The sequence below is a fragment of the Prochlorococcus marinus XMU1402 genome, from assembly GCF_017696205.1.
GTDB classification, from domain to species: Bacteria; Cyanobacteriota; Cyanobacteriia; order PCC-6307; family Cyanobiaceae; genus Prochlorococcus_A; species Prochlorococcus_A marinus_AC.
Genome location: NZ_JAAORD010000001.1, coordinates 748,919 through 775,693, shown reverse-complemented (window position 1 = coordinate 775,693; position 26,775 = coordinate 748,919). Strand labels below are relative to the sequence as shown.

Sequence of the window (26,775 nt, the reverse complement as noted above, 5' to 3'; positions counted from 1 at the left end):
TTTTTCCCTACAAAAGAAATTAATAAATATATTTTTTTTCTAAATCATATATTAATTTATAAATACTTTTAGCTGATCTCTTTCTTTTTTTTAAAATTCTAAAAACTATAAATCCAATCAATGCTGCAAAAATAGGTGTGAAAATAATAATTTCATTATTCATAACCATCAAACAGAAGCATATTATTAAAATTATTAAAAAGTTTGCGCCAATAAAATAGGTACTTTATACAAATATCTTTCACTATAAAAAATTAAGATTTCTCATAGAAAAGTAAAAAAATTAAAATTTTTTGTAAATTATGTAGATATAAATTTTAATTCAATAAAGATAATGATTAATTATTTTGCTTTAACAGTAACTGAGATGGGGATCAGCAAGATAGAGTTGGCAGTTATTGGCGCGGTAATTTTAATATTTCCAGTTTTATTTGTTTATGCATCTAAAAACCTTGATGCTAAGGGGGTTTTTGAATGGATGATGGAGAAACCCAATGATTGGATAGGTAAAAAATAAGACTTTAACAATTTACATTTTTCTAGTTGAATTTTAAATTTTCTAATTTACTAATAGCAAAATCATAAACTTGGCAATTATTTTCTAAATCATTAACTATTGAATTTTTTAGTAGAGAATAATCTATAAACTTATTGAGTTTATTATTTTTAAATTCCTTATTAGTCTCTCCGATAGCAAATGCCAAAGCTCCATCATAAGAAATCCCGAATTTGGTAGTGTTGCAATAAGTTCTAGTGAACTTATTAGAAATCTTTTTAGTATACTTTTCAAGAGTTTTAGAGGAAGTATCTAATGAGTAAACTGGACTATTAAATAGAAGGAGCAAAGTTAAAATGAATATCGTAAAAACTCTTTTGATCATAAAATTTCAAAAATTACAGGATTAATATAGTTTAGAATTTAACTTTGCGGACTAAGTTTTATTAAAAATATAGAAATTAAAAATTGTTGAACATAGCAGCTATTTCATATTTTTGAAGATAAAAACTCTCTAAATGAGTACTTTAAAGTTTGAATTTTTTTTGGTAGTTTTTTTAAAAAACGCCTAAATGCTTTTGGCATAGCAAAATCCCTATCAATAATTAATAGATAACAAATAATACTTGTGTATTCAATAAATAATTATCCAAAAATAAGTAAATTAATTATTAAATATATGAATTGAGCTATGGAAATGTATTTGAACATGAATTATTGTTTAATTAAGTCTTAAATACAAATTAAATATGGCTCTACCAGAACTTATATACGCTCCTATAGATGGGGGAACTATACATAGATATGAGATTAGTGGTGGCAAGAGAAAATTCTTAAGATTTATAGGTTGTTATTTAGGCCAGTGTAATTTCCACAAAAATATTGATGATGCTATTGATTACATAAAAAGTTTGAAAGAATCACAAAAGATACAAAAAACATGAAATAAAGATACATAAATAAGACAGGTAATCAATATTTTTCAATAACTACATAATTATTGCTACAAATAATAGAGAATTTTCCTTTTATAAGAAATTGATTATTTACTTGGGTTATAGTTCCGAAAGATAAACAGTCAATTAAAAAAGAAATTAATTTATGGATAACAGACAAATTAATTTTTTTAAATCAAAAGACTTTAATACCGTCCTTAAGCCATTTAAAAAAGGAACGGTAGTAAAAATTGACTCATTAGATATTAGAGAAAATCAAAATGAATTAAAAATAGGTTTATTTGGTTGGTATGCAATTTGTCCTTCAAAAGAATTAAAAAAAAATAAGCTGAATTATTTTTCACTCTATAATGAGCCTCTTGTTCTTTATAGAGATGAAAATCAAAACGTTAGGTGCATTAAAAATATTTGTCCACATAGGGGAGCCTCTTTTTTTGGAGGAACACTATTAGATGGAGTTATAACCTGTCCATATCATGGAGCTAAATTCTCATCTGTTGGAAGTTGCCAAAATCTAGATAGAATAACATGTAGACATATAGTTGATAATAACTACGATAACTACGCCAAAAGAATTCACTTATCTCAATACAAAGCTTTAGAAAAGAATGGATATATTTTTGTACATTACTCTAAAAAATCCGACACCGATTTAAACAATATTAGTGAAGACTCACCAATAAGTAACTACGATTTAACTAATAATGGTTTTTCAGAAAAAGATTATGTATTTGAAGAAGCATTAGTCGACTTTAAATGTGATTGGTCAAGGATCATTGAAAATCACTTAGATATCCTTCATCTATTTTGGGTTCACGGCGATACAATTCCTGATAAAGATGTTAATAAAAATGTACTAGTTAGTTTCAACCAGAAAATTAATGTTACACCTAAATATATTGAAAGTATTTATTACTATAAGAACAACCCCAAAAATGAATTTATCCGGATAAAGTACATCCCACCTGGACGGATATTAATTTATAAAGGCGATCCTTCTGCAGCTAGATATTTACAAGTTTTAGATCATATTCCACTAGGAGATAACAAAGCAAGAGTGATAGTTAGGCACTATAGGAAATTTCTACAAAATAAACTACTTAACAACCTCTTATTATTTAAAGAGAATCAAAGAAAGATTTTTTATAAGATATTTGATGAGGATTATATGATTTTAAAAACGCAAACATATAATCACAATATGGGATATGTAAGTAAAGATGAAATAAAATTATTGGGAGAAGATAGAATAATAAATTACTTTTGGAAATGGTATAAGAAATCTGAAGATAAAGATGAACCTTGGAGAAATATTAATAAAACTCAAAATCTAAATGTATACGACAAAATTATAATGAGATATCCCCCTGAGGTAAAGAAATTAGAAATCATAAATAATATAAATATTATAAGAAAAACATTTATACGATTTGCTGCTCCGCTTATATTTTTTATGTTAATAATATAATTTATGAAGAAAGTAAATAGACCTTCATGGTTGAATTGGCTTTATCTTTTGATATTTATTTTAAGCTCAATTCAATTAATTATATTTTGGAGCAATAAGTTCTAGTGGTTAATAACTTTTGGTTTGAGGCAAAAAATATAAATTGTTTTAAAAATGGTTTTAAAGTAATTAAAGATTTAAATTTAAAGATAGCGTATTCAGAGAATGTAATATTAATTGGACCTAATGGTTCAGGTAAATCATCCTTAATTGAAATAATTAATAGAAACATATACCCAGTAGTAGCTAATGAATCGAAACTCAAGATATTTGACAAAGAACTTATAAATTTATGGGAACTAAGAAATAAAATAAGCACAGTAAATAATGATATAAAAAATAGAATAAATCCAAATTTACAAGTTTCTGATTTAATTTTAAGTGGACTATATGGAAAATATTGTTACGTACAAAATAAATCTGAAAGAGATTCTTATAAGGTGGAAAAAATCATGAAGAAAATGAATATTTCTAATTTATCTAAAAAGAATTTTTCCTATTTATCTGATGGAGAAAAACAAATTTCCCTCATTGCAAGGTCATTAATCAAAAAACCGGAAATCTTAATCTTAGATGAACCAATTGCAAATTTAGATTATAAATCAAAGTTTTTTGTAATTGATAAGATTAATAAATTATCAAAAATAAATACTAATATTTTTTGCGTCACTCATGATATTTCAACTATTACAAAAATTTATGACCGAGTCATAATGCTAAAAGATGGCAAAATTATCGCTGATGGAGATCAAAATAAGGTTATAAATAGTGAAAATCTTAATAAGTTATTTGGTATTCAAGTAGAGGTAACAAATAATAATGGACTTTGGAATATAAACAGATTATCTAAATAATAATGATAATAATAGCTATAGCTATAGCAAGAAAAACTAATTTTTTACTTTTGAAAAATGAAGAGGATTTATTTTTAAATGAAGAAGATCCACATTTAGAACATACAATCTTACCTCCTAAAGATCGGTCTGAGACGAATGAAGAACTTCCACAATTAAAACAAACTCTATTTACGCTCATCTAAAATAAAATATTTAGCAATTATATCTAAATTATATTCCTAAATTCTATGTAAAGAAAAATATCAGAAATCTGATGATAATGAGAATCTATTGCAATAAGTAAATTAATAGTGCATAATTGATAATAATTCTCATTATCAAATTTTTATTAATGAATTTCCATAGTTATGGAGAATCTCCGTCGAAATCAGTAAGGATAATAACTGGGCAATCCGTTTTAATAGACCCTTCATCTAGACCAAAAGGCACATGCCTAGAAGTTGAAAGTGGAATTGCAAGAGTTTATTGCCCTTGTGAAGAAACTGAAGGTATGACACTCGCATTTTTACAATCAGGAGATCAGTTAAGAACGGATCTTTTATGTAGCGAAGGTGTCTGTGTTGAAGCACTAACAGATTTGTCTTTTCACAGCAATGTAAATATTGATGAGAATATTGGCTTCGATGCAGTAAATGAATGGACTTTGCAACTCCTTAGGATTAGACACTTAGGAAATGCAGAACAGCGATTACAAGCGTTGTTTTCAATACTAGTAAATCGTCTTGGTAGAAGATGTGGTCAATGGTGTGAATTACCTTTTAGGTTAACTCATGAAAGGATTGGTGAATTAATCGGTTCTACACGAGTAACATCAACAAGATTAATTTCTAAATTAAGATCATCTGAGTTATTAATAGCTCCTATTGGAACCCAAACAGTCAGTGTTGCTCCTTCTTTTATTGAAACATCCCCGCTATAAAAATATGAAGGAATCACAATCACTTACTAACAACTTGTTAATGGAAGTTGAAATTTTATCGAATAGACTCAGAAATATCAAGCAATCATACAAAACTACAGAAAATAAAGCATTGAAGGGAAGATTATTTTCTGAAAACAAAAATATTTTTAAAAGAGTTAATGAGATTTATAGAATAGCTGAGCTCTTAAATAAAAATAATACTGAGCAAATTAACTTTTCTAAGTTACTCGTTGAAATAACGAAAAGAACATTGACTGAAAATAAATTTGAAAGTAATCTATTTTTTCTTTAAATCACTATCTATCAATAAGATTGCAGATGGTTGATTAGAAGCAAACTTTACTTTACCAAGTATGTTTGCGAATTCATCTTCTGATTTTGTTTGAGCCTCAATGATTGGATCTAAAAATACGTTAGTTCTTGTATCTGAAATTCTTTCTGAAATAGAATAAAGTTGTTGCAGAGATGAGGTTAAATCAGCCTCCATGTTGAAAGAATAAGAAATCACATCCTCTATTGAATCCCATGCTTGAACTGGTGAAGGAATTTCATCTAATTTTACGCTTTCTCCTCTTGCAATTAAATAATCTGCAAATTTCTGAGCGTGTTCCATTTCACCTTGTGATTCACTTAGAAAATGAGAAGCAAATCCATTTAAATCACGTTCTTGAAACCAGAGGTATATGGAAAAATATTGAACATTGGCATATCTTTCCATTGTTAAATGTTCAAAAATATTATCTAATAAACTTTTGTCAATTGGTTGCGCGACAGCTCTTCCAGATGGACCAAAATTAATTAATTTCTTTAACTTAAGGTTATTTTCTTTCATTGCTCAATAAGAAACTACTTAAATAATACAACATTTTGTATAAATTAGTAATTAATTAATCCTTTAAATTAAATTAAATAATATGATAATGAAAATCAATCTCAATATTATAAATGAATTTACAGTACAGTTTTTCTGAACTGCTATTAACTAATAAAATATATAAAAGTAAAAAAAAGAAATGTAAAAAGAAAAAATGCTCTAATTGGAAGGGGGGCAAGTGTAATTGCCTATAAAAAAATCTATATATATTCCTTATATGCTCCGGGATATAAAAAATAATAACTATTTTTATTAATAGAAAGAAAACATTTATCACCATTATTAAAGAGATTATTAATATCAGTTCTAACTCTTAATATGTTTCCATTAATAGATACTTTATATATAAGAAATTCTCCAAGAAATTCTTTAGATATAATAATCGCATCACCAAATTCTGCTTTTTTAATTGAAATAAATTTAGGGGAAATTGACATACTTTTGATACTTATATTTTTCAAATACTCTGAACAATTTATTTCACCTAAACAAGAACTATATGAATTACCATATTTTTGGAGATTAATAATATTATTGCCCAAAATAAAACTACTAACAAATATGGTCTTGGGATTATTTAGAAGGTTAATTGGTGTATCAATTTGATGTATTTTTCCATCATTCATAACGGCGACTTTATCGCAAATTGACATCGCTTCTTCGGGATCATGAGTAACCATTAACCCGCTTGCATTACAACCTTTAAGAATGTTAGGGAGTTCACTTCTTAATTTTAGTTTGACATGCATATCAAGACTACAAAACGGTTCATCTAATAAAATAAAATTTGTCCCTGGAGCAAGAGCTCTCGCAATTGCGAGTCTTTGTTTTTGGCCTCCAGAAAGTTCATGTGGGTACCTTCCAACAAAACTATCAAGACCAACTACATTTAATAAATAATCAACTCTAGATCTGTCTTTTTTGTTTTTCAAACCAAAAATTACATTTTCCAAAACAGTTAAGTGAGGAAAAAGTGCATAGTCTTGAAAAACCATTCCAATATTTCTTTTCTCAGGACTAAGAATTTTTTTCCTACTTGAAATTTCCTTATCATTTAGAGAAATACTGCCTCTAGAGGGATATTCGAACCCCGCGATTAATCTTAAAAGAGTAGTTTTTCCGCAACCAGAAGGACCAAGCAACCCTAACAATTCGCCATTTTCAATTTTCAGGTTAATATCGTTTAATATCCAATTTGAACATTCTCGCTTATCATATTTATGATGCAAATCATCAATTATTAACGCATCATTTTTCACTAAGTTCTTCTTATTCAAATATATTAAGTTAGCAGAAAATATTCACCTAAAATATCCCTTGTATAATTTTATACACCATTTAATTTTCAAATTTAATGAGAAAGTCTGAAAGAGCAGAAATAATACGCAAGGAACTCAAAAAGCTATATCCATCGCCTCCAATACCCCTTGATCATACAAATGCATATACACTTCTAGTCGCCGTAGTTTTAAGTGCTCAATCAACAGATAAGAAGGTTAATGAATTAACAAAAAACTTATTTAAAGTTGCAGATAATCCAGAAAAGATGATGCAGCTAGGTATTAATGGCATTTACGAATACATAAAATTTTTAGGTCTATCTAATCAAAAATCAAAGAACATATATAACTTATCTAAATTATTGATTGAGAAACATAATGGAACGATCCCGGATTCTTTTGAGAAGCTTGAATCTCTTCCCGGGGTAGGACATAAAACAGCATCAGTTGTAATGTCTCAAGTGTTCAAAATACCCTCATTCCCAGTAGATACCCACATACACAGGTTGGCACAAAGATGGGGGCTATCAAATGGAGATAGCGTAGTTCAAACAGAAAAAGACCTAAAAAAAATATTTCCTGTTAATGATTGGAATACCTTACATTTGCAAATAATCTTTTATGGCAGAGAATACTGTACAGCAAGAGGCTGTGATGGAACAAAATGTTATTTATGTCGCACTCTTTATCCCAAAAGAAAAAAGAAATTTATATGTAAAAAGCCTTAAGAAATTTATATAATATTTAAATTAGTTTTTTAATCATGAAAATAGCAATTACTGGTGCATCGGGAAAAACAGGTTATAGAATCTCAGAAGAAGCATTTAAAAGAGGATATAAAGTAAGGCAAATCATCAGAAAGAATTCAAAAGTTTCAGCAGGACTAGAGAGTATAGAAACAATTAGGGTTTCATTAGACAATAAAGGAGAGCTTGATAAAGCTTTAAAAAATATTGATGCTTTGATAATTGCGACTGGAGCGAGAGCATCATTGGATTTAACTGGTCCTGCAAAGGTTGATGCATTAGGTGTATACAGGCAATTAGAAAGTTGCAAAAGAGTTGGTATTAAAAGAGTCATTTTAGTTAGTTCCCTGTGTACTGGTAAATTATTTCACCCATTAAACTTATTTGGTTTAATTCTTATTTGGAAGAAATTAGGTGAAAACTTTCTACGAAATTCAAATTTCGAATGGACTATTATTAGACCTGGAGGATTAAAGGAAAATGAAGATATTAAATCAGAAAATATAAATTATTCAAAGGAGGATACTCAAATTAATGGATCAATCCCAAGAAGATTAGTTGCGCAATGTTGTATAGATTCTTTAAAAAACAAAGAATCCATAAATAAATTAATAGAAGTTACAAGTTCGAATGATAATAAAAAGATATCTTTTAAAAAAGCTATGCAAATGATTTAAAAGATGTAAATATATAAATTAAAACTATGAAAATAAATCCCAAAATTGACGCATTACAATTAATGCTTACTGATTTAAGAACTAGAAATGAGCCAATAAGACATAAAGCTGCATTTAAAGGCTGTCAACCAGAATTTCAAAGTCTTGTATCAAGATTAATAAAGCAGTTAGAGGACGAATTATTTGCTGAAAAGCTTACTAATCGTGATAGTTAAAAATATAGATTACTTAAATGAAATTAAGTTATCCAATTTTGCTTGTTCTGAAAGTTCATCATATCCTCCAAAAAATTTATTATCCAAAAATATTTGAGGGAAAGTATTATGACTACTTTGAGCCATTATTTTTTGAAAGCTCTCATCGTTGTCTATTAAAGTAACTTCATGAGGGATAGATAAAGAATTAAGCAACCTAATTGCTCTTTTAGACCAAGGACAATCCTTTAAAATATATGCTTTTACACGTGATTCATTTTTTAATAAATCATTATTTGAGATATTAATAATTTTTTGTTCATAAGAAAGTAATAATATATCAGTACCTTTTTTTACAATACATCCCTCCTCAACATGCCCGCCAAAGACATTACATCCCTCATCTGCAAAACTCAAATGTAAATGAACATCTCCTTTATTAAAATGTCCAGTTAAAGAAACTATCTCTAGATTTCCCTCAAATTTATTTATTTCTTGATTTCCTGGGCATTGAATACAAACTGTTCTAAGATTACCAACCACTCCAGATACATACCCGTATAAATTATTCGATAAAGAATAATCTTTAATTGAATTTATCAAATCAGATTCTGGAGATAGCTTTAGGCTATGAGGCTGCATTAGATATATGGAATAATTTTGTAATATAAAACATCATCATTCATATATAGAAGTTGAGTTTATAATTTTTAGGATTCAGATTTAAATTGAATTTTAGTATCTAATATTAAAAACCATTTAAAACTTTTACTAAAAATTTAAGCTTGTTGAGAGTGTAATATATTTTTTATATACAAAAACTAATTTGTCATTAAAAAAAAATCCTAAAAATTTGGCATTGAATATTCCCAACTTATTATCGATATTTCGCCTTTTCCTTGTATTTCCATTAATACTTTTTTTAGAAATTAATAGACCTTTTTATGTATTTATATTGATTATTATTGGAGGTTTAACTGATTATTTTGACGGGTTAATTGCAAGGAAATTTAATCTTAAAACCAGATTAGGAGCTATCCTTGATCCCTTAAGCGATAAAGTATTCTATTTAATTCCATTAACCTTCATTTGTAAGAATAATTTGATACCCTTCTGGTCTTTGTCATTAATTTTATTAAGAGAATTAATTATCTCTAGCCTGAGGAACTCTACAAAAGACGGTTTACCAGCATCTATGTTAGGTAAATATAAAACATTTTTCTTTTTTATTTCAGTAATTACCTTCTTTACACCATTAAAAATTAGCTTATTGAATAATTTGGCTTTAATTTTTTATTGGTTAGGATTCATCCTGACTTTTGTGACTTTATTAGGCTATTTAAGAATTAAAAAGAATATTATCTGAATTTTCGTCAAACTCCACACTCTTTTTATTATTAAAATCTTTCACAAAACTATCCTTTAAACCATTAAATAAATCAAAAGTTGGCACCCACTCTAAATCACGTTTTATCTTAGATATATCAGTCTGATAATGATTTAATCTAATTGGAAATCCCTTTCGAGATTTAGGATCTAATTTTAGATAATCAAATGTTCTTAAAGAAATCTCATTTTGGTTTAATCCAAGAACGTTCGCACAGAAATAAATTAAACCCTTTATTGTTACTCCTTTTTCACCTGAACAGTTGTAAATATTATTTTTGGAATTTTCAAAATTTATGCACCTAATCATTACATCAGTTAAATCAGAAACATGGCCTAGCTGAGTAATTAAAGACCCGTCACCTGGGATTGGTATAGATTTTTTAGTAAATAACCTTTCAAAAAACCAATTTTCAATTTTATTATAATTTCCTGGACCATAAATATAAGTAGGTCTAAAACTTGTAAAAGGAATTTTTTGGGTTTTTAACCAATTTTCTGTCTCATACTTTCCCTTGTGCCTACTATCTGGATCAATTGGATCAACTTCGGATAAGGGTAGTTCACAATTATCTTTATAGACACCTGCAGAGCTGACATATACATATCTTTGGAAAGAGTTATCTAAATTTTCTATAAGAAGTTTGGTTTGTTCTAACTCTCGTCCAGAGATATCATAAACAACATCATACTTTTTATTTCTTATCTTTACGATATCGTCTGAATTATTTCTATCACCCTTAATTAAATTTGTTTTTTCAGGATTACTTTTATTACCTCTCGTGAAAATATCAATATCATAATTATTACTTAATAACTTTCCAACCAAAGACTTGCCAACAAATCTAGTGCCACCCATTACAAGAATTTTCATATTCAAAAAATATTTAACTGAAGTAGTAATCTTAAATAGAATTACATATTGAATAGTACTACTTATAAGTAATTAATGAAAAGGATGATTCTATGGACCTAATACCTGCAATTGATTTAATGAATGGTAAATGTGTAAGGCTTTTTAAAGGCGACTTTAATAAAAGAAAAGACTTCACTAAAGAGCCTCATGAGCAAGCTAAATTTTGGGAAAGCGAAGGGGCAAAATATATACATATAGTTGATTTGGATGCTGCAAAAACTGGATCCCCAACAAACGATAAATCAATAAAAAAGATTGCAAAAACAGTTAACATACCTATTCAAATAGGAGGTGGAATAAGGTCTCAAGAAAGGATAGAACAACTATTTTCTTATGGTATTGAGAAAGTTATCTTGGGAACCTCTGCAATAGAAAATAAAGACCTAGTTAAAGAGTTATCAAATAAATTTCCTGGAAGGATAATTGTTGGGATAGATGCAAAAGATGGAAAAGTTAGTACAAGGGGTTGGCTTGAGCAATCTAATGTTTTCGCCACAGATCTAGTAAAAGAATTTTCTTCATTTAAAATTGCTAGTTTTATTGTTACAGATATAAATACAGATGGTACGTTAGAAGGGACAAATGAAGAATTCATAAAAAGCATACTTGAAATTACAGATATTCCAGTAATAGCCTCAGGAGGTGTTGGCTCAATTTCTGATTTATTATCGTTAGTAAAATTTGAAAACTCTGGACTCTTTGGAGTAATTGTAGGTAAAGCTCTATATGAAAATAAATTCACGATAAACGAAGCGAATAATGTATTGTCATCAGACAGATTAAATGACTTTGATTTAAACAGAAATTACTATGCTTAAAAGAGTATAAAAATCAATTTAAGGCTGGTGTTTGCAGTAATTGTTAGTTAATTTTGTATAAGAGATAAGAAATGTAATCTTGGAATTAATTTCAAAAAAATCGATATTGATTATTGCTCCAAGCTTAATAGCAGAGTCTTTATCGCTTAAGTTAACATCACTAGACCAAAATTTAGACATTAATTTTAATAATGGAACAGGTGATAGAACTCCGGATTTAGTTATTTGGAATGTTCTTAATTTCCAATCAGAAGATCTTATAAGATTAGAATTATTAAAATTAAGAGAAAGATATGATGAGTCAAAGTTTCTTATAATTCTCTCTGGCGAACTTGTTTATGAAACAAATACCCCTCCATCGTTAAATGCTGAAGGTTTTCTTTTAAATCCTAGTGCAGAAAAAGTTCTTGAATCTATTAATACCATTTTAAATGGAGGAAGGGTATTTGATATTGAAAATAATTCCCGAGTTCAATCAAACAAAAATAAGCCTCTCTCTTTTAGTCAAAAAATTCTAACTTCAGGTCTTAAACAAATAGATTCTGAAATAAATTATATATTTAAATATGTCAACTCTAATTCAACACCCGAATTTTATAAATTCATTTTAAAAGGAAGATTAAGAGAACTTATTACTGCAAAATCTTTTCTAATTTTCTTATGGGGTAACTCATTAGAACTTTATACAGAGGCAGTTTACACTGAAAATAACATTAATCTTGAAAATAATAACACTGTATTCATAAAAGATAAAAACACTACAGAAATATGGAATTTAATTTTAGATAGACTAAAAGCAAGGTATAGCTCAACTAACTTACAGGTTGAATTTAATAATTCATCAATAATTCTCTCAGGAATAAAGAAAGAATTCATTTCAAGACTAATTTGCAAAATGTTAGAGGAGTTAAATAATTTAGTAAAAAATATTAAGGAAAACTATAAAGAGAAAGATTTTAAAGATGATTTAAATTCTCTTATAAAAGAACTTAAAGTTAATACAATTTCAAATATCACAGACAGCTATTATCGATTAAAAAAAGGAGGCGAATCTATTTCAATAAATGATTTTATTTATAGTGAAGTAAGTTGCGAAGAGATAGATAGAGAATCACATGAAGCAATAATGTTTATTGAGCCAATTATTAAAAATGAAGCTATTGATTATGATGGGAAATTACTCCCTCTATATGAAACAGAATCGTTTTTGATCCTTGAAAATATAATTTCAAATTGGACAATAAGGAACTGTAATTTATTAGCTTCTGAAATCTTTAATATTTGTTCTTCTTGGCCTGAATTAAGGACTGTACTTATAAATCCCGAATTACAATCGACAAGAAATTTTGAAAGATTTAGAAATAATATTAATAACTACAATCGCTGGCATGACTATATTTATATGCCTATCTACTTGTATGAGAGTAAACGAGAATATATTGATATTATCGATAAAAAATTTACCCGATACTTTAAGAATGAAAATAGGGAGAAAGAATTAGAGAATCTAGAATGGCTACAAAAACAAGTTACATTGTTAGTTGAGATAAGAGATGCAATAGCGCCGCAGTTAGAAGTTGCTGTAAGATATATCGGTAATCTTTTCGTAACTTTCCTTACAAAGGTCGTTGGCAAAGCTATCGGTTTAGTTGGTAAAGGAATCCTTCAAGGATTAGGAAGATCAAGTTCAAAGTAAGTTTTTAAACTTTAATGAAAATAATTCAATGGATCCTAATAGCATTAATTTTCTTAAGTCCATATAAAGCAAATGCCTCTAGAAATTCTGATAGTTACGATGGGAACATCTTTCCTATATACGCAGGCAATGGAGCTATTGTCCCACCCCAGACAACTCTTCAGGAATCATTAAAAAATAAAAGAGTCGCAGTTTTATTTTTTTACCTTGACGATAGCTCAGATAGTAAAGCTATGGCTCCGATAATATCTGGCTTAGATTTGATATGGAGAAATAATATAGATATCATTGCTCTAACTACTGATGAATTACAAAATAAAGAAAAGTCTGATCTTAGAAATGAACCTAATTATTATTGGAACGGATTAATTCCACAAACCATTATTTTAAATAGTGATGGTGAAGTTAAATATGATAAAAATGGAATGATTAATATCGATGAATTAAACAAAGTTATAGGAGAACTAAAAGGAATTGATATAGAAGATACGACATTTTCTGTAGAAAGTTTTAATGAATATAACAGTATCATTTCTGAAAAAAAAGATAAAAACAAAAATTAATTAAAAAAATGATATTAATAAATATCCTCTTAGTTCTTTTAATTTTTTTAATTCTTTCAGATTTATATATTAAAAACTCATCCAAAACAAAGTTAAATCTTGAACCTATAAATTACAAAATCAAAAAAAAGGATGGTTTAAACGAATTAGTTATTGATTTAAAAATAACTAATAAAAGTAAAACGAAAGAGACGATGGTATCAAATATAAATTTTGAATTAGATTTTTTTAAAAGTAAAGGTAACGAATATTGCCAAAATTTGAATTATCAAGAAGATATTTATATATATGAAAATAATAAAATTAAGAATTTAAATAATTACTGGCCAACAACAATTATCAAGTCAAATTCAGAATTATTCGTAAGAATCATATATAAATTTAATAATAATAATTTTAGGAAAAAAATAAAATATCTATGGTTAAAAGTATTTTGGGAGAACTATGGACATTTTGGCATTTTCAAAAAAAAGGATTGTTTGTTAATTAATTTAGATGGTCAAAAACAAAGACCAAAAGAAGTTTATGAAATTCAAATTAATAATAAATACAAGGCCTTTGCTATTAAAACTGATTTACTTGGTTGTTTTGATGATCCAGTAAATACTGTGATTGAATACTGTAAAGAAATTGTAGAAAAAAATGATATTTTAACAATCGGAGAGAGTCCACTTGCGATTATGCAAAATAGATATATTTCCCCACAGAATTTAGAATATACTTTATTTTCGAAAGCTTTATGTTATTTTTTTCATCCTACAAGCAGTCTTGCAACAGCCTGTGGCATGCAATTATTAATTAATAGAATTGGTGTCACAAGAATAACCCTCGCATTAATTATTGGATTTCTATTTAAATTAGTTGGAATTAATGGGATTTTTTATAGATTAACTGGTTCAGAATCCTCTCTGATTGACGATATAAGCGGTACAGTCACACCTTACGACAAAAGTATAGTTATGGGTCCTCTCAATGCGGATTTATTTTGTAAAGAGGTCTCGAAATATCTAAATATAGATGTTGCTGTAGTCGATGTTAACGACCTTGGAGGTGTAAAAGTCTTAGCTAGTTCAAATAAAACAGTAAATAAAATACTCAAAAGAAACTTAAAATCTAATCCAGCTGGCAACGGAGATGAAAAAACCCCTATAGTGTTAATAAGAGAACTAATTAAATGAAAAAAGGTACCTCCTATTCTTTTCAATCTAAAAAAGGAATGGAAGTAACTTTTGAAGAACTCCATATAAGGCACATAAACCTTTTAATAGATATTAAAAATAAGGAATTGAATAAATGGTTTTTAAAGATGGCAATTATAAATACTTTTGATGACTTAAAAATTTTTTTAAATAACCTTAAGAAGAATAAAAACAAATGCATAATTGCTATTTCTGGAAAAGAAATTATAGGTTATTTGAATATTTTTCCTTTAAACAAAAAAGAGACTTGCTTAAAAATATCTAAGCCTAAGTTAATTAAAAGCAAGTGTTCTTTTACAGATAAACAATTAACTTTAGGATTAATAAAAAAATCTATCTCAATAAAAGACATCAAAACTTCAAGTTGGATAATTAACTCTGATATTAACAATTTAGACCTCATATCAACCTCAAGAGAATCAGGATTTCAACCTATAGGGGAGATAATACTTTGGGATGGTTGTGATCAAAATGAATCTTTAAAGCAAAATACCCATGGCTATGAATTAATTAATGAATTCCAAAACATTAATAAAAAAAATATATTGAAAATAGTGAATTTCATAAGATCAAATCAATCTCCCTTAATAAGAAATATTTTAGATTTTGATCAAGACGACATTCTTAAAAGAAATGACTCTAAAAGTGGCGCCTTATTTTATGAAAATTCAGTTTTATGTACAATTTTAAAAGATATAAATTATCAAGAAAAAGAAATTTATACTTTAACCATAAGCAGATATTGGGATAAAAGATTCAACTCAACTTTAAAACAATTTATAAAAAGATTTTTTGAACAAACTTCTGTTTCATATTTAAAAACCTATAAAGAAAATTCTCAATTAAATCTTTTTCTCGAAGAATGTAATCTCAAAGAAAAAAATCAAGAGATAATTCTTATTAGGAACACAATAGTTAAGAATGAAGCCAAACAAATAAATAAATTAAATCAATCTTTAGAATCAATCTTTGAAAAATTAAGTCCTCAGGGTAATCCATATCCATCTCCTTTTCCATTAAAAACAAAGTGAAATTTTGCAAGCCCAAACAAAAATCAATTTTGAGTTTGGATGTAGGTATAAAAAGAATAGGATTAGCTTATTGTGATCCCCTATGTATAACATCAAATATACTTCCAGCAGTAAAAAGATTTGATAATAATCAAGAGATTAAAATCATTAGAAATCATATAGATAAATTAAATTTGACTGGTTTTATTGTGGGTATTCCACTTGATGAGGAAGGTCAAATGACCACTCAAGCTATTGACTGTAAAAATTACGGCCAATTACTTTCAAATGAATTAAAGCTTCCATTTTCTTACGTTAATGAACATAGTTCAACCTGGGAATCTTCAAATAGATTTGGAATAAAAAAAGATAAATCTGGATTGATTGATAGTTTTTCAGCAAAAATAATACTTGAACAATGGATCGAAGAAGGTCCTGAGTTAGAAGAATTAGCTGGTAAAAGTCAGATAAAATATTAAGATTATAGAGGATAGATATTTTTTTAAATGAAAGAAATCAACTCAAATGATAATTATGATGCACAGACATTAATATTAAATGACTCAAATGGAAATGAACTATTTTGTTATCTTGAACAATTAGTAAGTGTTGAAGGACAAGAATATGCTTTATTAACACCAGTGGATACTCCAGTAAGTCTTTTCAAGATAAATGAAAAAGATGAACATGAACTAATTGAGAAAATAGATAAAAATGAACAAATACTAAAAAATGCTGAAGCTGTTCTTCAAGAACATGATTTAAGACTTATCAGATCAGCCGTTACATTAACAGTATCAGGAGAACTTGAAGAACCAATTTACGACGAATTAGAGGAAGATTATGTCGATGATGATAGCGAGAGTTATGAGTTACTTGTTAACTTTAATCTTTTTGACCAAGAATATGGCTTATATATTCCACTAGATCCTTTTTTTATTGTTGGTAAATTAAAAGACAAAGGTGCCTTATTAGTTGAAGATGATGAGTTCGATAAAATTCAACCTTTGATTGAAACTGAGCTTGAAAAATGTAGTTCTTAAAATAAATGAGATCTATCCTAAAAGTAAATTGGGATTCAAAGTTACCAATATATGCAATATCTCAATCTGATTTGCAAAAAAAAGGAATTAATTCTTTATTGCTAGACGTGGATGGGACTCTAGTAAATAGAAAGTCAAACATGATCCCAACAGCTGTAAAAAATTGGATAAATGAATCTAAAAAAATTTTCTCCCTATATCTAATAAGTAATAATCCATCAAAAAAAAGAATCGCAAAAATAGCGAATGAATTAAATTTAAGGTACAAACACAATGCATCAAAACCAAGAAAAAAAGTAACTTTGTCTGCAATCCAAGAAATTGGCATTGAGTCAAAAAATATAGCCATTATTGGTGACAGAATTTTTACAGATATTATTGTCGGCAATAGATGTAATATAAAAACAATATTAGTTAAGCGATTGAATATAGATGGATTGCCTATAAAATTTAATTTAACTTTGACAATAGAAAAATTAATTTCTTATTTTATAAAATGAAAACTTGGGTTATAAAAATTGGTACTAGTATTTTAAGAGGCACTGAGGAAACATCTACAGAAGAAGTAATTGAAACCCTTTCTAAATCTTTTACAAATTTTCTATCTAAAGGAAACAATTTAATTTTAGTAACTAGTGGAGCCGTCGGATTAGGTTGCCAAAAATTAAATATTAAAACGAGACCAAATGATTTAAGTACCCTTCAAGCTACTGCTGCAGTAGGTCAAGTTAATTTAATGTCCTTGTACGATAAAGTATTTAATAAATTAGGTCACAATATCGCTCAAATTTTAATAACTAAAGCTGATTTCAATTCACGAGAATCCTTTAATAACGCTTCAAAAACTTTAAAAAAATTAATCGATTTGAATGTTATTCCAATAGTAAATGAAAATGATACAGTAGCAAATGAAGAGCTTAAATATGGAGATAATGATACCCTTTCTGCTTTAGTTGCCTTAGCTACAAATGCTAACAAGCTTATTTTATTAACTGATATTGAAAATCTTTACTCAAAAGATCCACGTAATAATAAAGATGCGCAACCTATTAAAGAAGTTCATAATAGTCAATTAAAAGCCATTAAAGATAGAAATATTCAAAACTCGAATAATGAATGGGGGACAGGAGGAATTTCTACAAAATTAATTTCTGCAGAAATAGCAACAAAAGGAGGAGTTGAAGTCCAACTAGTTGATGGAACTAATAAAAATAACTTAATTGAAGTTTTTAATGATAATAAAATTGGAACTTTATTTTATCCTGTAGAAAAACCTATAAGAAACAAAAAAAGTTGGCTCTCACATGCAATACAAACAGTAGGGAAAATAACTTTAGATGATGGAGCTTCTTTTGCAATTAAAAAAAAAGGTGCCTCACTTTTAGCGGTTGGTGTCAAGAATGTAGAAGGGAACTTTACTGTTAATCAGGCAGTTAAAATCGTAAATACAAATAATAAAGAAGTTGCAAAAGGTTTAGTATCAATAAGTAGCGACAAATTAAGAAGTATCTTAAATAATAAAGAAAATAACAACTCCTCGATAATTGTCGTTCACAGAGATGTTCTTGCTCTCTCTTAGAAAAAAATTAAAACTGAAAAATGCTTTTAAGTGATTTAATTGATCTAGTAAAAAAAGGAAATTCAAATTTTATTAGTGCCAATATTTTTGAAGATTTAAATATAGATGATGCTGCCTCATTAGATTCTGCAGTTAACCATCAAATAACTTTTTTAGAAGAAAATAATATACTTAAAGAAAAATTAAATCAAACTAAAGCATCCGCAATAATAACTACTAACAACAATGAAATTATTAGCGTCCTAAAGAAACTAAAGATATCAAATATAATCGTTAAAAATCCAAGAATTGCATTTGCAGAAGTGTTGAATTGTTTATATAAAACTATCAATTTCAAACCAGGAATTCACTCTTCAGCTGTTATTGATAAAACAGCAATAATTGGAGCAGATTGCCATATTGGACCTAATGTCTATATTGGAGAAAATACTGTAATTGGTCTCAATAATCATATTCTTCCTGGATCATCAATTTTAGGCAATGTTCGAATAGGAGATAACAATGTAATTCATCCAAATTGCGTTATTTATGAAAATACAACTCTAAAAAATAATTGTGTAATTAATTCAAATTCTGTTATTGGATCAGAGGGATTTGGTTTTATTCCTAAAAATGGCAAATGGGTAAAGATGCCTCAAAAAGGTGGTGTAAAAATAATGAGTTTTGTAGAAATTGGAACGAATTGTTGTATTGATAGACCGGCAGTAGGATTTACTTTTATTGATGAAGGAACAAAGTTAGATAATTTAGTACAAATAGGTCATGGAGTTAAAATTGGCAAGAATTGCGCATTTGCAGCTCAAGTTGGTATTGCTGGAGGAGCAAATATTGGAGATGGTGTTATTTTAGCAGGACAAGTAGGAGTCAATAATAGAGTAAAAGTTGGGAATAACGTCATAGCGAGTTCAAAATGCGGGATCCATTGCGACATAGAAGATGGCAAGGTAATTAGTGGTTTCCCTGCGATTGAAAATAAACTATGGCTAAGGAGTTCAAGTATATTTAAAAAATTACCAGAATTAGCAAAAAAACTTAGACAATTAGACAAACAATAATTTATTGTTCTATTAAACCAAAATTTAAATGAAAAAATATAAGATTGTTTTATTGTCAGGTGACGGAATTGGACCAGAGATTTCAGCAGTTTCAAAAAAAGTTTTAAAAAAGCTTTCAAAAAATCATAATTTCGATATTGAGATTATTGACAAATTATTTGGGGGGATAGCTTATGAAAAATATGGGACTCCTGCTCCAGATGAGACACTAGATCAATGCAAAAAAAGTGATGCTGTACTTTTAGCATGTGTTGGAGATATTAAATATGACTCTCTTGCAAGAGAATTAAGACCAGAAAGTGGTTTACTAAAGTTAAGATCTACCCTAAACCTTTTCGCAAATATAAGACCTGTCAAATTAAGAAAATCTCTTTTAGATGCAAGTACATTAAAAAAAGATATCGTTGAGAATGTAGATCTTATTGTTGTAAGAGAATTAATAGGTGGTATTTATTTTGGAAAACCAAGAGGACATATAACAAATACAAAAATCCCAAAAGCTTTCAATACGATGGTTTATGATTCGGCGGAAGTAGAAAGAATAACTGAAATAGCAATAAAAATTGCTAACCAAAGAAATAAAAAAATATGTTCTGTTGATAAATCTAACGTTCTTGAAGTTAGTCAATTGTGGAGAGATACAGTTTTAAAAATTACCTCAAAAGATAAGAATATATCTCTAAGCAATATGTACGTAGATAATGCAGCAATGCAATTAGTTAGAGACCCTGGTCAATTTGATGTGATTTTAACAAGTAATTTATTTGGTGACATATTAAGCGATTTAGCCGCAATGTTAACTGGTTCTATTGGGATGCTTCCATCTGCTTCTCTAAACAATAATGGTCCTGGAGTTTTTGAACCTGTTCATGGTTCGGCACCTGATATAGCTGGTAAAAACATTGCAAATCCTATTGCGATGCTTTTATCCGCTTCCATGATGTTAAAAATTGGATTAAATGAAGAAGAAGCCGCAGAAGATTTAGAAACTGCTATTGATAAAGTTTTATCAAACGGATTTAGAACAGCCGATTTAGCTGATGGTTCCTCTGAAGTTCTATCATGCAGTGAAATCGGAGATAAAATAATAGATGAAATTTAAAAAAAAATTAATAAATAAAAAAATATTTTTAAGTAAAACATAAAGTTGGCATATGACCTGTCAGAATCATTAAATATTGTTTTTAAAAAATGTCAAAACGTCATCCAGTAGTCGCTGTAACAGGATCTTCAGGAGCAGGAACAAGTACAGTAAAAAGAGCCTTTGAGCATATTTTTGCAAGAGAAGATATTGTTCCCGCAGTTGTAGAAGGTGATAGTTACCACAGGTTTGAAAGAATGCCTATGAAAAAAGCTATGGCAGATGCTCTCTCAAAAGGTGAAAATTTCTCTCACTTTGGTCCAGAGGCTAATCTTTTTGACAAGCTAGAAGAACTTTTTAAAATCTATGGTGAAACAGGTGGAGGAAAGAAAAGATATTATTTACATAGTCTTGAAGAAGCAGAAGAACATAATACAAGACTTGGGACATCCTTAGAACCTGGGCAATTTACTCCATGGGAAGATATTCCTGAGGGAACAGACGTTCTTTTTTATGAAGGTTTGCATGGCGGGGTAGATGGTGAGGGATACAATGTAGCATCTTATGCTGATTTACTTGTTGGTGTTGTCCCTATAACAAATTTAGAGTGGATTCAAAAAATCCATAGAGATAATGCAGAAAGAGGTTACTCAGCGGAAACCATTGTGGATACTATTTTGAGAAGAATGCCTGATTATATAAATCACATTTGCCCACAATTCAGCAAAACCGATATTAATTTCCAAAGAATTCCCACAATTGACACTTCCAACCCTTTCATATGCAGGAATATCCCAACTCCTGACGAGAGCTTTGTCATCATACATTTCAGAAAAGGAGCAAGAGAGAAATGGGGGATTGATTTTCAATACTTGCTTGGAATGATTAACGATTCATTTATGTCAAGTCCAACAAGTATCGTCGTAAATGGCGGAAAAATGGGTTTCGCAATGGAACTAATTCTTACTCCAATAATTCATAAAATGATTGAGGAGAAAAATAAATAATAATTAATTTTCGATTATCAACTAAAATCATTATATTTTTTTTACTTTGAGGAGTTTCTAATCTAGAAGATCTCAAATTTTTATATATCTTTCTTGATAAAAGTACCTTATTTAGATTTAAATAGAAAAAACAGGTAACGTTGTGTCATTAATCGACTGGTTTGCCGCAAGGCGTAAAGATCAATTTGTTGGGAAAGTTTCGCAAGATACTGATGAGGGAGATGGCTTGTGGGTTAAATGTTCAGAATGTTCGCAAGTAGCCTATAGAAAAGATCTAATTTCAAATTTCAATGTTTGTAGTAATTGTGGACATCACAACAGGATTAATAGCGATGAAAGGATAAATATAATTGCAGACAAAAATTCATTCAAAGAGTTTGATAGTTCACTAAGTCCTACAGATCCTTTAGGTTTTAAAGATAGAAGGTCATATGCTGATCGAATTAAAGAAAGTCAAGCAGGCACAGGTTTAAGAGATGGAGTCGTAACAGGTATCTGCTCTGTAAATTCAATGCCTTTAGCATTAGCTGTTATGGATTTTAGATTTATGGGAGGATCCATGGGTTCAGTCGTTGGTGAAAAAATCACAAGGATAATTGAAAAAGCAACTTTAGAAAATTTTCCAATTCTTATTGTTTGCGCATCAGGAGGAGCAAGGATGCAAGAAGGCATGTTAAGTCTCATGCAAATGGCAAAAATATCTGGAGCACTAAAAAAGCATAAAGAAAAAAATCTTCTTTATATGCCTTTATTAACTCATCCAACTACTGGGGGAGTAACAGCAAGCTTTGCAATGTTAGGTGATTTAATTTTGGCGGAACCTAAAGCTCTGATTGGATTTGCTGGAAGAAGGGTTATAGAACAAACATTAAGAGAAAAATTACCCGATAATTTTCAAACGGCTGAATATCTTCTTGAGCATGGTTTTGTTGATGTAATAGTAAAAAGGAAAGATCTCAAGGATACTCTGACTAAAATTTTGAAAATTCATGGTGTAAAAGAACTTGCAAAAGCAAATACGTAATATGAGAATTATTTCAAATTTCTTTTATTTTACTTTAAGCCTTTTATTTTTTATTTTAAATTTTGCTTCCTGTTCATATGCTATAGGAAATGTTGACTGGGTACTACTAAAAGAGAATAATGAAGGGAAAGAATGGCTTGATAAAGGTAGTATTAAGCCACTTTCAAATGGTGAAATAAGTGTCTTAACAAAGTTCTTTAAAAATCCAACTAATTCTGATAAAGATGGAGAGTTATCACTTTATGTAATGAGAATTAATTGCGATGAAAAAAAGTTTAAAGATACTTCCATAAATGGAATACCTCAATTCAATTCAAAATGGCAAACTTCTAATAATGATGAACTCATAGATGTTGTTATTGAAAATAGCTGTTCAGAGTTTATTAATGAATATTAAAAATAAAAAATTAAAAATAGCAATCGCTGGACTAGGGTTTGGTAAAAAAGTTCATTTAGAGGCATTAAAAGAGTCTGATTATTTAAATCCTGTAGCTATTTATCATTACGAGAAAAAGCAAAAATCAATTCTAGAAAAAGAAACGGGCTTAGATTTTTTTTATAATTGGGATGACTTAATTAAATCTCCGGAAATTGATGGAATTATAATTGCTACCCCTCCTGAATCAAGATTTAAATTAGCAAAACAAGCTCTTGAGAATAATAAAAATTTGCTTCTAGAAAAACCCGTTTCGATATCCTCCTCAGAAATTGAAGAGCTTCAGAGAATATCATTGATTAATAATTTAAGCGTATGTGTTGATTTTGAATATAGAGCAGTACCTCTTTTCCTTCAGACAAAAAAGATTGTTGATGAAAATATCTTAGGAGATATATATTTAGTCAAATTAGATTGGTTAATGGGCAGTAGATCTGACCCCAAAAGATTCTGGAATTGGTATTCGTTGGAAGAAAAAGGTGGTGGAGTTATTGGCGCATTAGGTACTCATGCATTCGATATGTTGAATTGGTTTTTTGGAGAAGCAATAAACGTGTCTGGTAAGTTAGCAACATCAATAAGAAAAAGACCTTTACCTAATTCATCTGATTTAAATGATGTTACGAGTGAAGATGTATGTTTAGCCAATATAGAAATATCAAACTACAGCTCCAATCTTATTCCATGTCAGGTATCTTTATCATCGATTTCTAAAAACGGTAGAGGATTTAGTTTAGAAATATATGGAAGCGAAGGTTCACTTATTCTTAAAAGCGAAAACCAAAAAGATTATGTACATGGTTTTAATTTGAAATATTCAAACAACGAAAATAAATTACAAAATCTAACTGCAGATTCAAGTTTTAATTTTGAAAAAACATGGACTGATGGGAGAATAGCTCCAGTTTTGAGAATTCAAAATTTATGGGCTCAGAGCATAATTAATAGAACACCTGTAATCCCTGGCTTATGTGAGGGACTTGCTAGTCATAAAGTTTGCGAAGCCATAAGAGAATCTTCGAAAAGTGGATTAAGTATCAAAATTTAAAGCTATACATTTATAAGTAGCAATTATCACCCGATAAAGTATTGGATTGATTTTATTTTTTTTTCATATTCTGGAAAAATCAATTGAACTGAATTATTAAAGAATGGCTTTAAATTATTACAAAAATGAGCTTAAAGAAAATGCTAAATTACTAGCCTCTAAAGGAAAAGGGATATTAGCGGTAGATGAATCCACTAAAACAGTAGGTAAAAGACTCGCTGGAATTGGAGTTGAGAATACTGAAGAGAATAGGAAGGCATATAGAGGAATGCTTTTTACTACAGAAGGGCTTGGCAAATATATAAGTGGAGCAATCCTCTTCGAAGAAACTCTTTATCAGAATCACCAAGATGGTGAGTCAATGGTTAAGAAACTAAATGATTTAGGTATTATTCCTGGCATAAAGGTCGATAAAGGCCTAAATCCTCTTCCGGGAGCAGGAGATGTAGAAACTTTTTGCTCTGGCTTAGATGGGTTAGTTGAAAGAGCAGCAAAATATTATGAACAAGGAGCAAGATTTGCAAAGTGGAGAGCAGTTCTTCAAATTACAAATGATGGTTGTCCTTCAAAACTATCAATTCAAGAGAATGCTTGGGGATTAGCAAGGTATGCAAGATCAGTTCAAGAATCTGGTTTGGTACCAATTATTGAACCTGAAATCTTAATGGACGGCGATCATACTATTGAAAAAACTGCTGAAGTCCAAGAAGAGGTAATAAAGCAGGTTTATATTTCCTGCCAGGAAAATGGAGTTTTTCTAGAAGGCACTCTATTAAAACCTTCTATGACTGTTAATGGGGCAAATTGTCCAACAAAGGCTGATCCTGTGAAAGTCGCTGAAATGACAATCAGAACTATGGAAAGATGCGTTCCTGCATCTGTTCCAGGAATAGTTTTCTTATCAGGAGGGTTAAGTGAAGAAGCTGCTTCTATTTATTTAAATAATATGAACACTCTTTACAGGAAAGCTTTATGGAATGTTTCATTCTCCTATGGAAGAGCATTACAGCACTCATGCTTAAAGGCTTGGAAAGGGAGCGACGTTGAAGGGGGTCAAAAGGCTTTAATAGCAAGAGCCCAAGCAAACTCTGAAGCTTCAAAAGGTGCCTATGTAGCAGGATCTCAACCTTCATCCGATGAGCAATTGTTTGTAGCAGGCTACACTTATTAACTAAAAAATTCTAGAAATATACTCTGGGTCATAAAATTAGTTTCTTTTATTTAGTATTTTGTATATCTAATGACGTGACATTTGATACCTCTTTATACTAAACTCTCGGAAACATATGTTTTACATAGCATCTAACTTATTTTAATTATGGCCCTCGTTCCACTACGACTACTTTTAGATCATGCTGCTGAGAATGGTTACGGTATTCCAGCTTTCAATGTTAATAATCTTGAGCAAGTTCAAGCAATCATGGAAGCAGCATATGAAACTGATAGTCCAGTAATCCTCCAAGCTTCAAGAGGGGCAAGAAATTATGCAGGAGAAATTTTCTTACGTCATCTAATCCTTGCCGCTACAGAAACATATCCAAATATTCCAGTGGTTATGCACCAAGACCATGGTAATGAGCCATCAACATGCTATTCAGCAGCAATAAATGGTTTCACATCAGTAATGATGGATGGTTCTCTAGAGGCAGATGCAAAAACACCCGCTAGTTACGAATATAATGTTGCAGTTACTAAAAAAGTAGTGGATTTTGCCCATTCAGTTGGAGTTAGTGTTGAAGGAGAATTAGGTTGCTTAGGTTCATTAGAAACAGGGAAAGGTGAAGCAGAAGATGGTCATGGATTTGAAGGTGAACTTTCTACCGATATGCTTTTGACTGATCCTGAAGAAGCTGCAGATTTTGTTGCTAAAACAAAAGTTGATGCATTAGCTATTGCTATAGGTACAAGTCATGGTGCTTATAAATTCACAAGGAAGCCTACAGGAGAAGTTCTTGCAATAAGCAGAATTGCTGAAATTCATAAAGCACTTCCAAATACCCATCTTGTAATGCATGGATCTAGTTCAGTTCCTCAAGAATGGTTGGATATCATTAACAAATATGGTGGTGAAATTCCTCAAACATATGGTGTTCCTGTTGAAGAAATTCAAGAGGGTATAAGAAATGGAGTTAGGAAAGTCAACATTGATACTGATAACAGACTTGCTTTCACTGCCGCGGTTAGAGAGGCAGCATTTGCTGATAAGGCAAACTTTGATCCAAGACATTTCAACAAACCTGCTAGAAAATACATGAAGCAAGTTTGTCTTGATAGATACAAGCAGTTCTGGTGCGAAGGTCAAGCGAGTAAGATCAAACAAAACAGCACTAATTATTTTGCTGATCTTTACGCAAAAGGTGATTTAGATCCAAAAGTAAAAGCTGCTGTTTAATTTCTTCCCAAAT

At 29.4% G+C, this 26,775-nt stretch carries 33 protein-coding genes; 28 read left to right on the top strand and 5 right to left on the bottom strand.

Annotated elements, in window-relative coordinates:
- Positions 1-334 precede the first annotated feature (334 nt).
- Entirely contained in the window at positions 335-517 is a 183-nt protein-coding gene (locus HA141_RS04425; RefSeq protein WP_209117277.1) for a hypothetical protein, read from the top strand.
- 22 nt (positions 518-539) lie between these two features.
- On the opposite strand, the gene HA141_RS04420 is transcribed toward HA141_RS04425, so the two are convergent.
- Positions 540-881 (bottom strand): RNA-binding protein, encoded by a 342-nt coding sequence (locus HA141_RS04420; protein ID WP_209117275.1) that lies wholly within the window; start codon positions 879-881, stop codon positions 540-542.
- A 364-nt stretch (positions 882-1,245) separates the two neighbouring features.
- On the opposite strand from HA141_RS04420, the gene HA141_RS04415 reads away from it, so the two are divergent.
- The 6 genes from HA141_RS04415 to HA141_RS04390 all read left to right on the top strand — a co-directional run bounded on the left by HA141_RS04415 (position 1,246) and on the right by HA141_RS04390 (position 5,030).
- Complete coding sequence (locus HA141_RS04415) at positions 1,246-1,440, top strand: hypothetical protein (protein ID WP_075507962.1); 195 nt, start codon at positions 1,246-1,248, stop codon at positions 1,438-1,440.
- 157 nt (positions 1,441-1,597) lie between these two features.
- Positions 1,598-2,920, top strand: a complete 1,323-nt coding sequence (locus HA141_RS04410; protein WP_209117273.1) for a Rieske 2Fe-2S domain-containing protein — start codon at positions 1,598-1,600, stop codon at positions 2,918-2,920.
- Between the two features lie 104 nt (positions 2,921-3,024).
- Entirely contained in the window at positions 3,025-3,813 is a 789-nt protein-coding gene (locus HA141_RS04405; protein WP_209117271.1) for an ABC transporter ATP-binding protein, read from the top strand.
- A 2-nt stretch (positions 3,814-3,815) separates the two neighbouring features.
- Entirely contained in the window at positions 3,816-3,998 is a 183-nt protein-coding gene (locus HA141_RS04400) for a hypothetical protein (RefSeq protein WP_209117269.1), read from the top strand.
- A gap of 149 nt (positions 3,999-4,147) precedes the next feature.
- Entirely contained in the window at positions 4,148-4,735 is a 588-nt protein-coding gene (locus HA141_RS04395) for a Crp/Fnr family transcriptional regulator (protein ID WP_025933439.1), read from the top strand.
- Positions 4,736-4,739: 4 nt separating this feature from the next.
- The gene (locus tag HA141_RS04390) at positions 4,740-5,030 is read left to right on the top strand and encodes a hypothetical protein (RefSeq protein WP_209117267.1); all 291 of its coding nucleotides are present in this window, start codon (positions 4,740-4,742) and stop codon (positions 5,028-5,030) included.
- On the opposite strand, the gene HA141_RS04385 is transcribed toward HA141_RS04390, so the two are convergent.
- Together HA141_RS04385 and HA141_RS04380 are read right to left on the bottom strand one after the other, a co-directional pair.
- Positions 5,016-5,570: a ferritin gene (locus HA141_RS04385; RefSeq protein ID WP_209117265.1), complete on the bottom strand. Its 555-nt coding sequence runs from the start codon at positions 5,568-5,570 to the stop codon at positions 5,016-5,018. The genes HA141_RS04390 and HA141_RS04385 overlap by 15 nt on opposite strands.
- Positions 5,571-5,812: 242 nt before the next feature.
- On the bottom strand, positions 5,813-6,871 hold the full coding sequence (locus HA141_RS04380) for an ABC transporter ATP-binding protein (protein WP_209117262.1): 1,059 nt from the start codon (positions 6,869-6,871) through the stop codon (positions 5,813-5,815).
- A gap of 95 nt (positions 6,872-6,966) precedes the next feature.
- Between HA141_RS04380 and nth the strand changes: the two genes are divergently transcribed.
- Genes nth through HA141_RS04365 form a run of 3 tightly spaced genes read left to right on the top strand, consistent with a single transcriptional unit; the run spans position 6,967 to position 8,530 of the window.
- Entirely contained in the window at positions 6,967-7,620 is a 654-nt protein-coding gene (gene nth / locus HA141_RS04375; protein WP_209117260.1) for an endonuclease III, read from the top strand.
- 35 nt (positions 7,621-7,655) lie between these two features.
- The gene (locus HA141_RS04370; RefSeq protein WP_209117258.1) at positions 7,656-8,315 is read left to right on the top strand and encodes an SDR family oxidoreductase; all 660 of its coding nucleotides are present in this window, start codon (positions 7,656-7,658) and stop codon (positions 8,313-8,315) included.
- 26 nt (positions 8,316-8,341) lie between these two features.
- Positions 8,342-8,530 (top strand): hypothetical protein, encoded by a 189-nt coding sequence (locus tag HA141_RS04365; RefSeq protein WP_209117256.1) that lies wholly within the window; start codon positions 8,342-8,344, stop codon positions 8,528-8,530.
- A gap of 9 nt (positions 8,531-8,539) precedes the next feature.
- Here HA141_RS04365 and HA141_RS04360 read toward each other — a convergent pair whose 3' ends face one another.
- The gene (locus tag HA141_RS04360) at positions 8,540-9,151 is read right to left on the bottom strand and encodes a PCC domain-containing protein (protein WP_209117254.1); all 612 of its coding nucleotides are present in this window, start codon (positions 9,149-9,151) and stop codon (positions 8,540-8,542) included.
- A gap of 184 nt (positions 9,152-9,335) precedes the next feature.
- Here HA141_RS04360 and pgsA point away from each other — a divergent pair, with 184 nt between their 5' ends.
- Positions 9,336-9,875, top strand: a complete 540-nt coding sequence (gene pgsA, locus HA141_RS04355) for a CDP-diacylglycerol--glycerol-3-phosphate 3-phosphatidyltransferase (protein WP_209117251.1) — start codon at positions 9,336-9,338, stop codon at positions 9,873-9,875.
- Here the strand turns inward: pgsA and HA141_RS04350 are convergent.
- Positions 9,849-10,769 (bottom strand): NAD-dependent epimerase/dehydratase family protein, encoded by a 921-nt coding sequence (locus HA141_RS04350; protein ID WP_209117249.1) that lies wholly within the window; start codon positions 10,767-10,769, stop codon positions 9,849-9,851. The genes pgsA and HA141_RS04350 overlap by 27 nt on opposite strands.
- A 92-nt stretch (positions 10,770-10,861) precedes the next feature.
- Between HA141_RS04350 and hisA the strand changes: the two genes are divergently transcribed.
- The 17 genes from hisA to fba all read left to right on the top strand — a co-directional run bounded on the left by hisA (position 10,862) and on the right by fba (position 26,762).
- On the top strand, positions 10,862-11,629 hold the full coding sequence (hisA, locus tag HA141_RS04345; RefSeq protein ID WP_209117247.1) for a 1-(5-phosphoribosyl)-5-[(5-phosphoribosylamino)methylideneamino]imidazole-4-carboxamide isomerase: 768 nt from the start codon (positions 10,862-10,864) through the stop codon (positions 11,627-11,629).
- A 79-nt stretch (positions 11,630-11,708) separates the two neighbouring features.
- Entirely contained in the window at positions 11,709-13,325 is a 1,617-nt protein-coding gene (locus HA141_RS04340) for a DUF3685 domain-containing protein (RefSeq protein WP_209117245.1), read from the top strand.
- A 14-nt stretch (positions 13,326-13,339) separates the two neighbouring features.
- On the top strand, positions 13,340-13,888 hold the full coding sequence (locus HA141_RS04335) for a thylakoid membrane photosystem I accumulation factor (protein ID WP_209117243.1): 549 nt from the start codon (positions 13,340-13,342) through the stop codon (positions 13,886-13,888).
- 8 nt (positions 13,889-13,896) lie between these two features.
- Entirely contained in the window at positions 13,897-15,066 is a 1,170-nt protein-coding gene (locus HA141_RS04330) for a hypothetical protein (protein WP_209117241.1), read from the top strand.
- Positions 15,063-16,118, top strand: coding sequence for a hypothetical protein (locus HA141_RS04325; protein ID WP_209117239.1), 1,056 nt, complete (start codon positions 15,063-15,065; stop codon positions 16,116-16,118). The genes HA141_RS04330 and HA141_RS04325 overlap by 4 nt, the downstream gene beginning before the upstream one ends.
- A complete protein-coding gene (gene ruvX / locus HA141_RS04320; protein ID WP_209117237.1) occupies positions 16,115-16,576 on the top strand; it encodes a Holliday junction resolvase RuvX in 462 nt (153 codons plus the stop codon). The genes HA141_RS04325 and ruvX overlap by 4 nt, the downstream gene beginning before the upstream one ends.
- 27 nt (positions 16,577-16,603) lie before the next feature.
- Positions 16,604-17,140, top strand: coding sequence for a DUF3727 domain-containing protein (locus HA141_RS04315; RefSeq protein WP_209117235.1), 537 nt, complete (start codon positions 16,604-16,606; stop codon positions 17,138-17,140).
- Positions 17,141-17,145: 5 nt separating this feature from the next.
- The gene (locus HA141_RS04310) at positions 17,146-17,640 is read left to right on the top strand and encodes a YqeG family HAD IIIA-type phosphatase (RefSeq protein ID WP_209117233.1); all 495 of its coding nucleotides are present in this window, start codon (positions 17,146-17,148) and stop codon (positions 17,638-17,640) included.
- The gene (gene proB, locus HA141_RS04305) at positions 17,637-18,719 is read left to right on the top strand and encodes a glutamate 5-kinase (RefSeq protein WP_209117230.1); all 1,083 of its coding nucleotides are present in this window, start codon (positions 17,637-17,639) and stop codon (positions 18,717-18,719) included. The genes HA141_RS04310 and proB overlap by 4 nt, the downstream gene beginning before the upstream one ends.
- A 20-nt stretch (positions 18,720-18,739) precedes the next feature.
- Positions 18,740-19,774, top strand: coding sequence for a UDP-3-O-(3-hydroxymyristoyl)glucosamine N-acyltransferase (gene lpxD, locus HA141_RS04300; protein ID WP_209117228.1), 1,035 nt, complete (start codon positions 18,740-18,742; stop codon positions 19,772-19,774).
- Between the two features lie 28 nt (positions 19,775-19,802).
- Entirely contained in the window at positions 19,803-20,876 is a 1,074-nt protein-coding gene (gene leuB, locus HA141_RS04295) for a 3-isopropylmalate dehydrogenase (protein WP_209117226.1), read from the top strand.
- An 89-nt stretch (positions 20,877-20,965) separates the two neighbouring features.
- Positions 20,966-21,862, top strand: coding sequence for a phosphoribulokinase (locus HA141_RS04290; protein WP_209117224.1), 897 nt, complete (start codon positions 20,966-20,968; stop codon positions 21,860-21,862).
- 142 nt (positions 21,863-22,004) lie between these two features.
- Entirely contained in the window at positions 22,005-22,886 is an 882-nt protein-coding gene (gene accD, locus HA141_RS04285) for an acetyl-CoA carboxylase, carboxyltransferase subunit beta (protein ID WP_209117222.1), read from the top strand.
- 1 nt (position 22,887) lies between these two features.
- The gene (locus HA141_RS04280) at positions 22,888-23,283 is read left to right on the top strand and encodes a hypothetical protein (protein ID WP_209117220.1); all 396 of its coding nucleotides are present in this window, start codon (positions 22,888-22,890) and stop codon (positions 23,281-23,283) included.
- Complete coding sequence (locus HA141_RS04275) at positions 23,273-24,370, top strand: Gfo/Idh/MocA family protein (RefSeq protein ID WP_209117218.1); 1,098 nt, start codon at positions 23,273-23,275, stop codon at positions 24,368-24,370. Before HA141_RS04280 ends, HA141_RS04275 begins: the two co-directional genes overlap by 11 nt.
- A 103-nt stretch (positions 24,371-24,473) precedes the next feature.
- On the top strand, positions 24,474-25,541 hold the full coding sequence (locus tag HA141_RS04270) for a class I fructose-bisphosphate aldolase (protein WP_209117216.1): 1,068 nt from the start codon (positions 24,474-24,476) through the stop codon (positions 25,539-25,541).
- A 147-nt stretch (positions 25,542-25,688) separates the two neighbouring features.
- Positions 25,689-26,762, top strand: a complete 1,074-nt coding sequence (gene fba / locus HA141_RS04265) for a class II fructose-bisphosphate aldolase (RefSeq protein ID WP_025972053.1) — start codon at positions 25,689-25,691, stop codon at positions 26,760-26,762.
- The last annotated feature ends 13 nt before the right edge of the window (positions 26,763-26,775 follow it).

What these genes read in the sequence shown, in the direction of transcription:
- HA141_RS04330 (WP_209117241.1), top strand. Translation starts at nt 13,897, where the DNA reads ATGATATTAATAAATATCCTCTTAGTTCTTTTAATTTTTTTAATTCTT.
- HA141_RS04425 (WP_209117277.1), top strand. Translation starts at nt 335, where the DNA reads ATGATTAATTATTTTGCTTTAACAGTAACTGAGATGGGGATCAGCAAG.
- HA141_RS04370 (WP_209117258.1), top strand. Translation starts at nt 7,656, where the DNA reads ATGAAAATAGCAATTACTGGTGCATCGGGAAAAACAGGTTATAGAATC.
- nth (WP_209117260.1), top strand. Translation starts at nt 6,967, where the DNA reads ATGAGAAAGTCTGAAAGAGCAGAAATAATACGCAAGGAACTCAAAAAG.
- leuB (WP_209117226.1), top strand. Translation starts at nt 19,803, where the DNA reads ATGAAAAAATATAAGATTGTTTTATTGTCAGGTGACGGAATTGGACCA.
- HA141_RS04415 (WP_075507962.1), top strand. Translation starts at nt 1,246, where the DNA reads ATGGCTCTACCAGAACTTATATACGCTCCTATAGATGGGGGAACTATA.
- HA141_RS04420 (WP_209117275.1), bottom strand. Translation starts at nt 881, where the DNA reads ATGATCAAAAGAGTTTTTACGATATTCATTTTAACTTTGCTCCTTCTA.
- HA141_RS04275 (WP_209117218.1), top strand. Translation starts at nt 23,273, where the DNA reads ATGAATATTAAAAATAAAAAATTAAAAATAGCAATCGCTGGACTAGGG.
- HA141_RS04350 (WP_209117249.1), bottom strand. Translation starts at nt 10,769, where the DNA reads ATGAAAATTCTTGTAATGGGTGGCACTAGATTTGTTGGCAAGTCTTTG.
- HA141_RS04325 (WP_209117239.1), top strand. Translation starts at nt 15,063, where the DNA reads ATGAAAAAAGGTACCTCCTATTCTTTTCAATCTAAAAAAGGAATGGAA.
- HA141_RS04290 (WP_209117224.1), top strand. Translation starts at nt 20,966, where the DNA reads ATGTCAAAACGTCATCCAGTAGTCGCTGTAACAGGATCTTCAGGAGCA.
- HA141_RS04385 (WP_209117265.1), bottom strand. Translation starts at nt 5,570, where the DNA reads ATGAAAGAAAATAACCTTAAGTTAAAGAAATTAATTAATTTTGGTCCA.
- HA141_RS04395 (WP_025933439.1), top strand. Translation starts at nt 4,148, where the DNA reads ATGAATTTCCATAGTTATGGAGAATCTCCGTCGAAATCAGTAAGGATA.
- HA141_RS04390 (WP_209117267.1), top strand. Translation starts at nt 4,740, where the DNA reads ATGAAGGAATCACAATCACTTACTAACAACTTGTTAATGGAAGTTGAA.
- lpxD (WP_209117228.1), top strand. Translation starts at nt 18,740, where the DNA reads ATGCTTTTAAGTGATTTAATTGATCTAGTAAAAAAAGGAAATTCAAAT.
- HA141_RS04280 (WP_209117220.1), top strand. Translation starts at nt 22,888, where the DNA reads ATGAGAATTATTTCAAATTTCTTTTATTTTACTTTAAGCCTTTTATTT.
- fba (WP_025972053.1), top strand. Translation starts at nt 25,689, where the DNA reads ATGGCCCTCGTTCCACTACGACTACTTTTAGATCATGCTGCTGAGAAT.
- HA141_RS04315 (WP_209117235.1), top strand. Translation starts at nt 16,604, where the DNA reads ATGAAAGAAATCAACTCAAATGATAATTATGATGCACAGACATTAATA.
- HA141_RS04360 (WP_209117254.1), bottom strand. Translation starts at nt 9,151, where the DNA reads ATGCAGCCTCATAGCCTAAAGCTATCTCCAGAATCTGATTTGATAAAT.
- HA141_RS04270 (WP_209117216.1), top strand. Translation starts at nt 24,474, where the DNA reads ATGGCTTTAAATTATTACAAAAATGAGCTTAAAGAAAATGCTAAATTA.
- HA141_RS04410 (WP_209117273.1), top strand. Translation starts at nt 1,598, where the DNA reads ATGGATAACAGACAAATTAATTTTTTTAAATCAAAAGACTTTAATACC.
- HA141_RS04335 (WP_209117243.1), top strand. Translation starts at nt 13,340, where the DNA reads ATGAAAATAATTCAATGGATCCTAATAGCATTAATTTTCTTAAGTCCA.
- proB (WP_209117230.1), top strand. Translation starts at nt 17,637, where the DNA reads ATGAAAACTTGGGTTATAAAAATTGGTACTAGTATTTTAAGAGGCACT.
- hisA (WP_209117247.1), top strand. Translation starts at nt 10,862, where the DNA reads ATGGACCTAATACCTGCAATTGATTTAATGAATGGTAAATGTGTAAGG.
- HA141_RS04365 (WP_209117256.1), top strand. Translation starts at nt 8,342, where the DNA reads ATGAAAATAAATCCCAAAATTGACGCATTACAATTAATGCTTACTGAT.
- HA141_RS04310 (WP_209117233.1), top strand. Translation starts at nt 17,146, where the DNA reads ATGAGATCTATCCTAAAAGTAAATTGGGATTCAAAGTTACCAATATAT.
- HA141_RS04400 (WP_209117269.1), top strand. Translation starts at nt 3,816, where the DNA reads ATGATAATAATAGCTATAGCTATAGCAAGAAAAACTAATTTTTTACTT.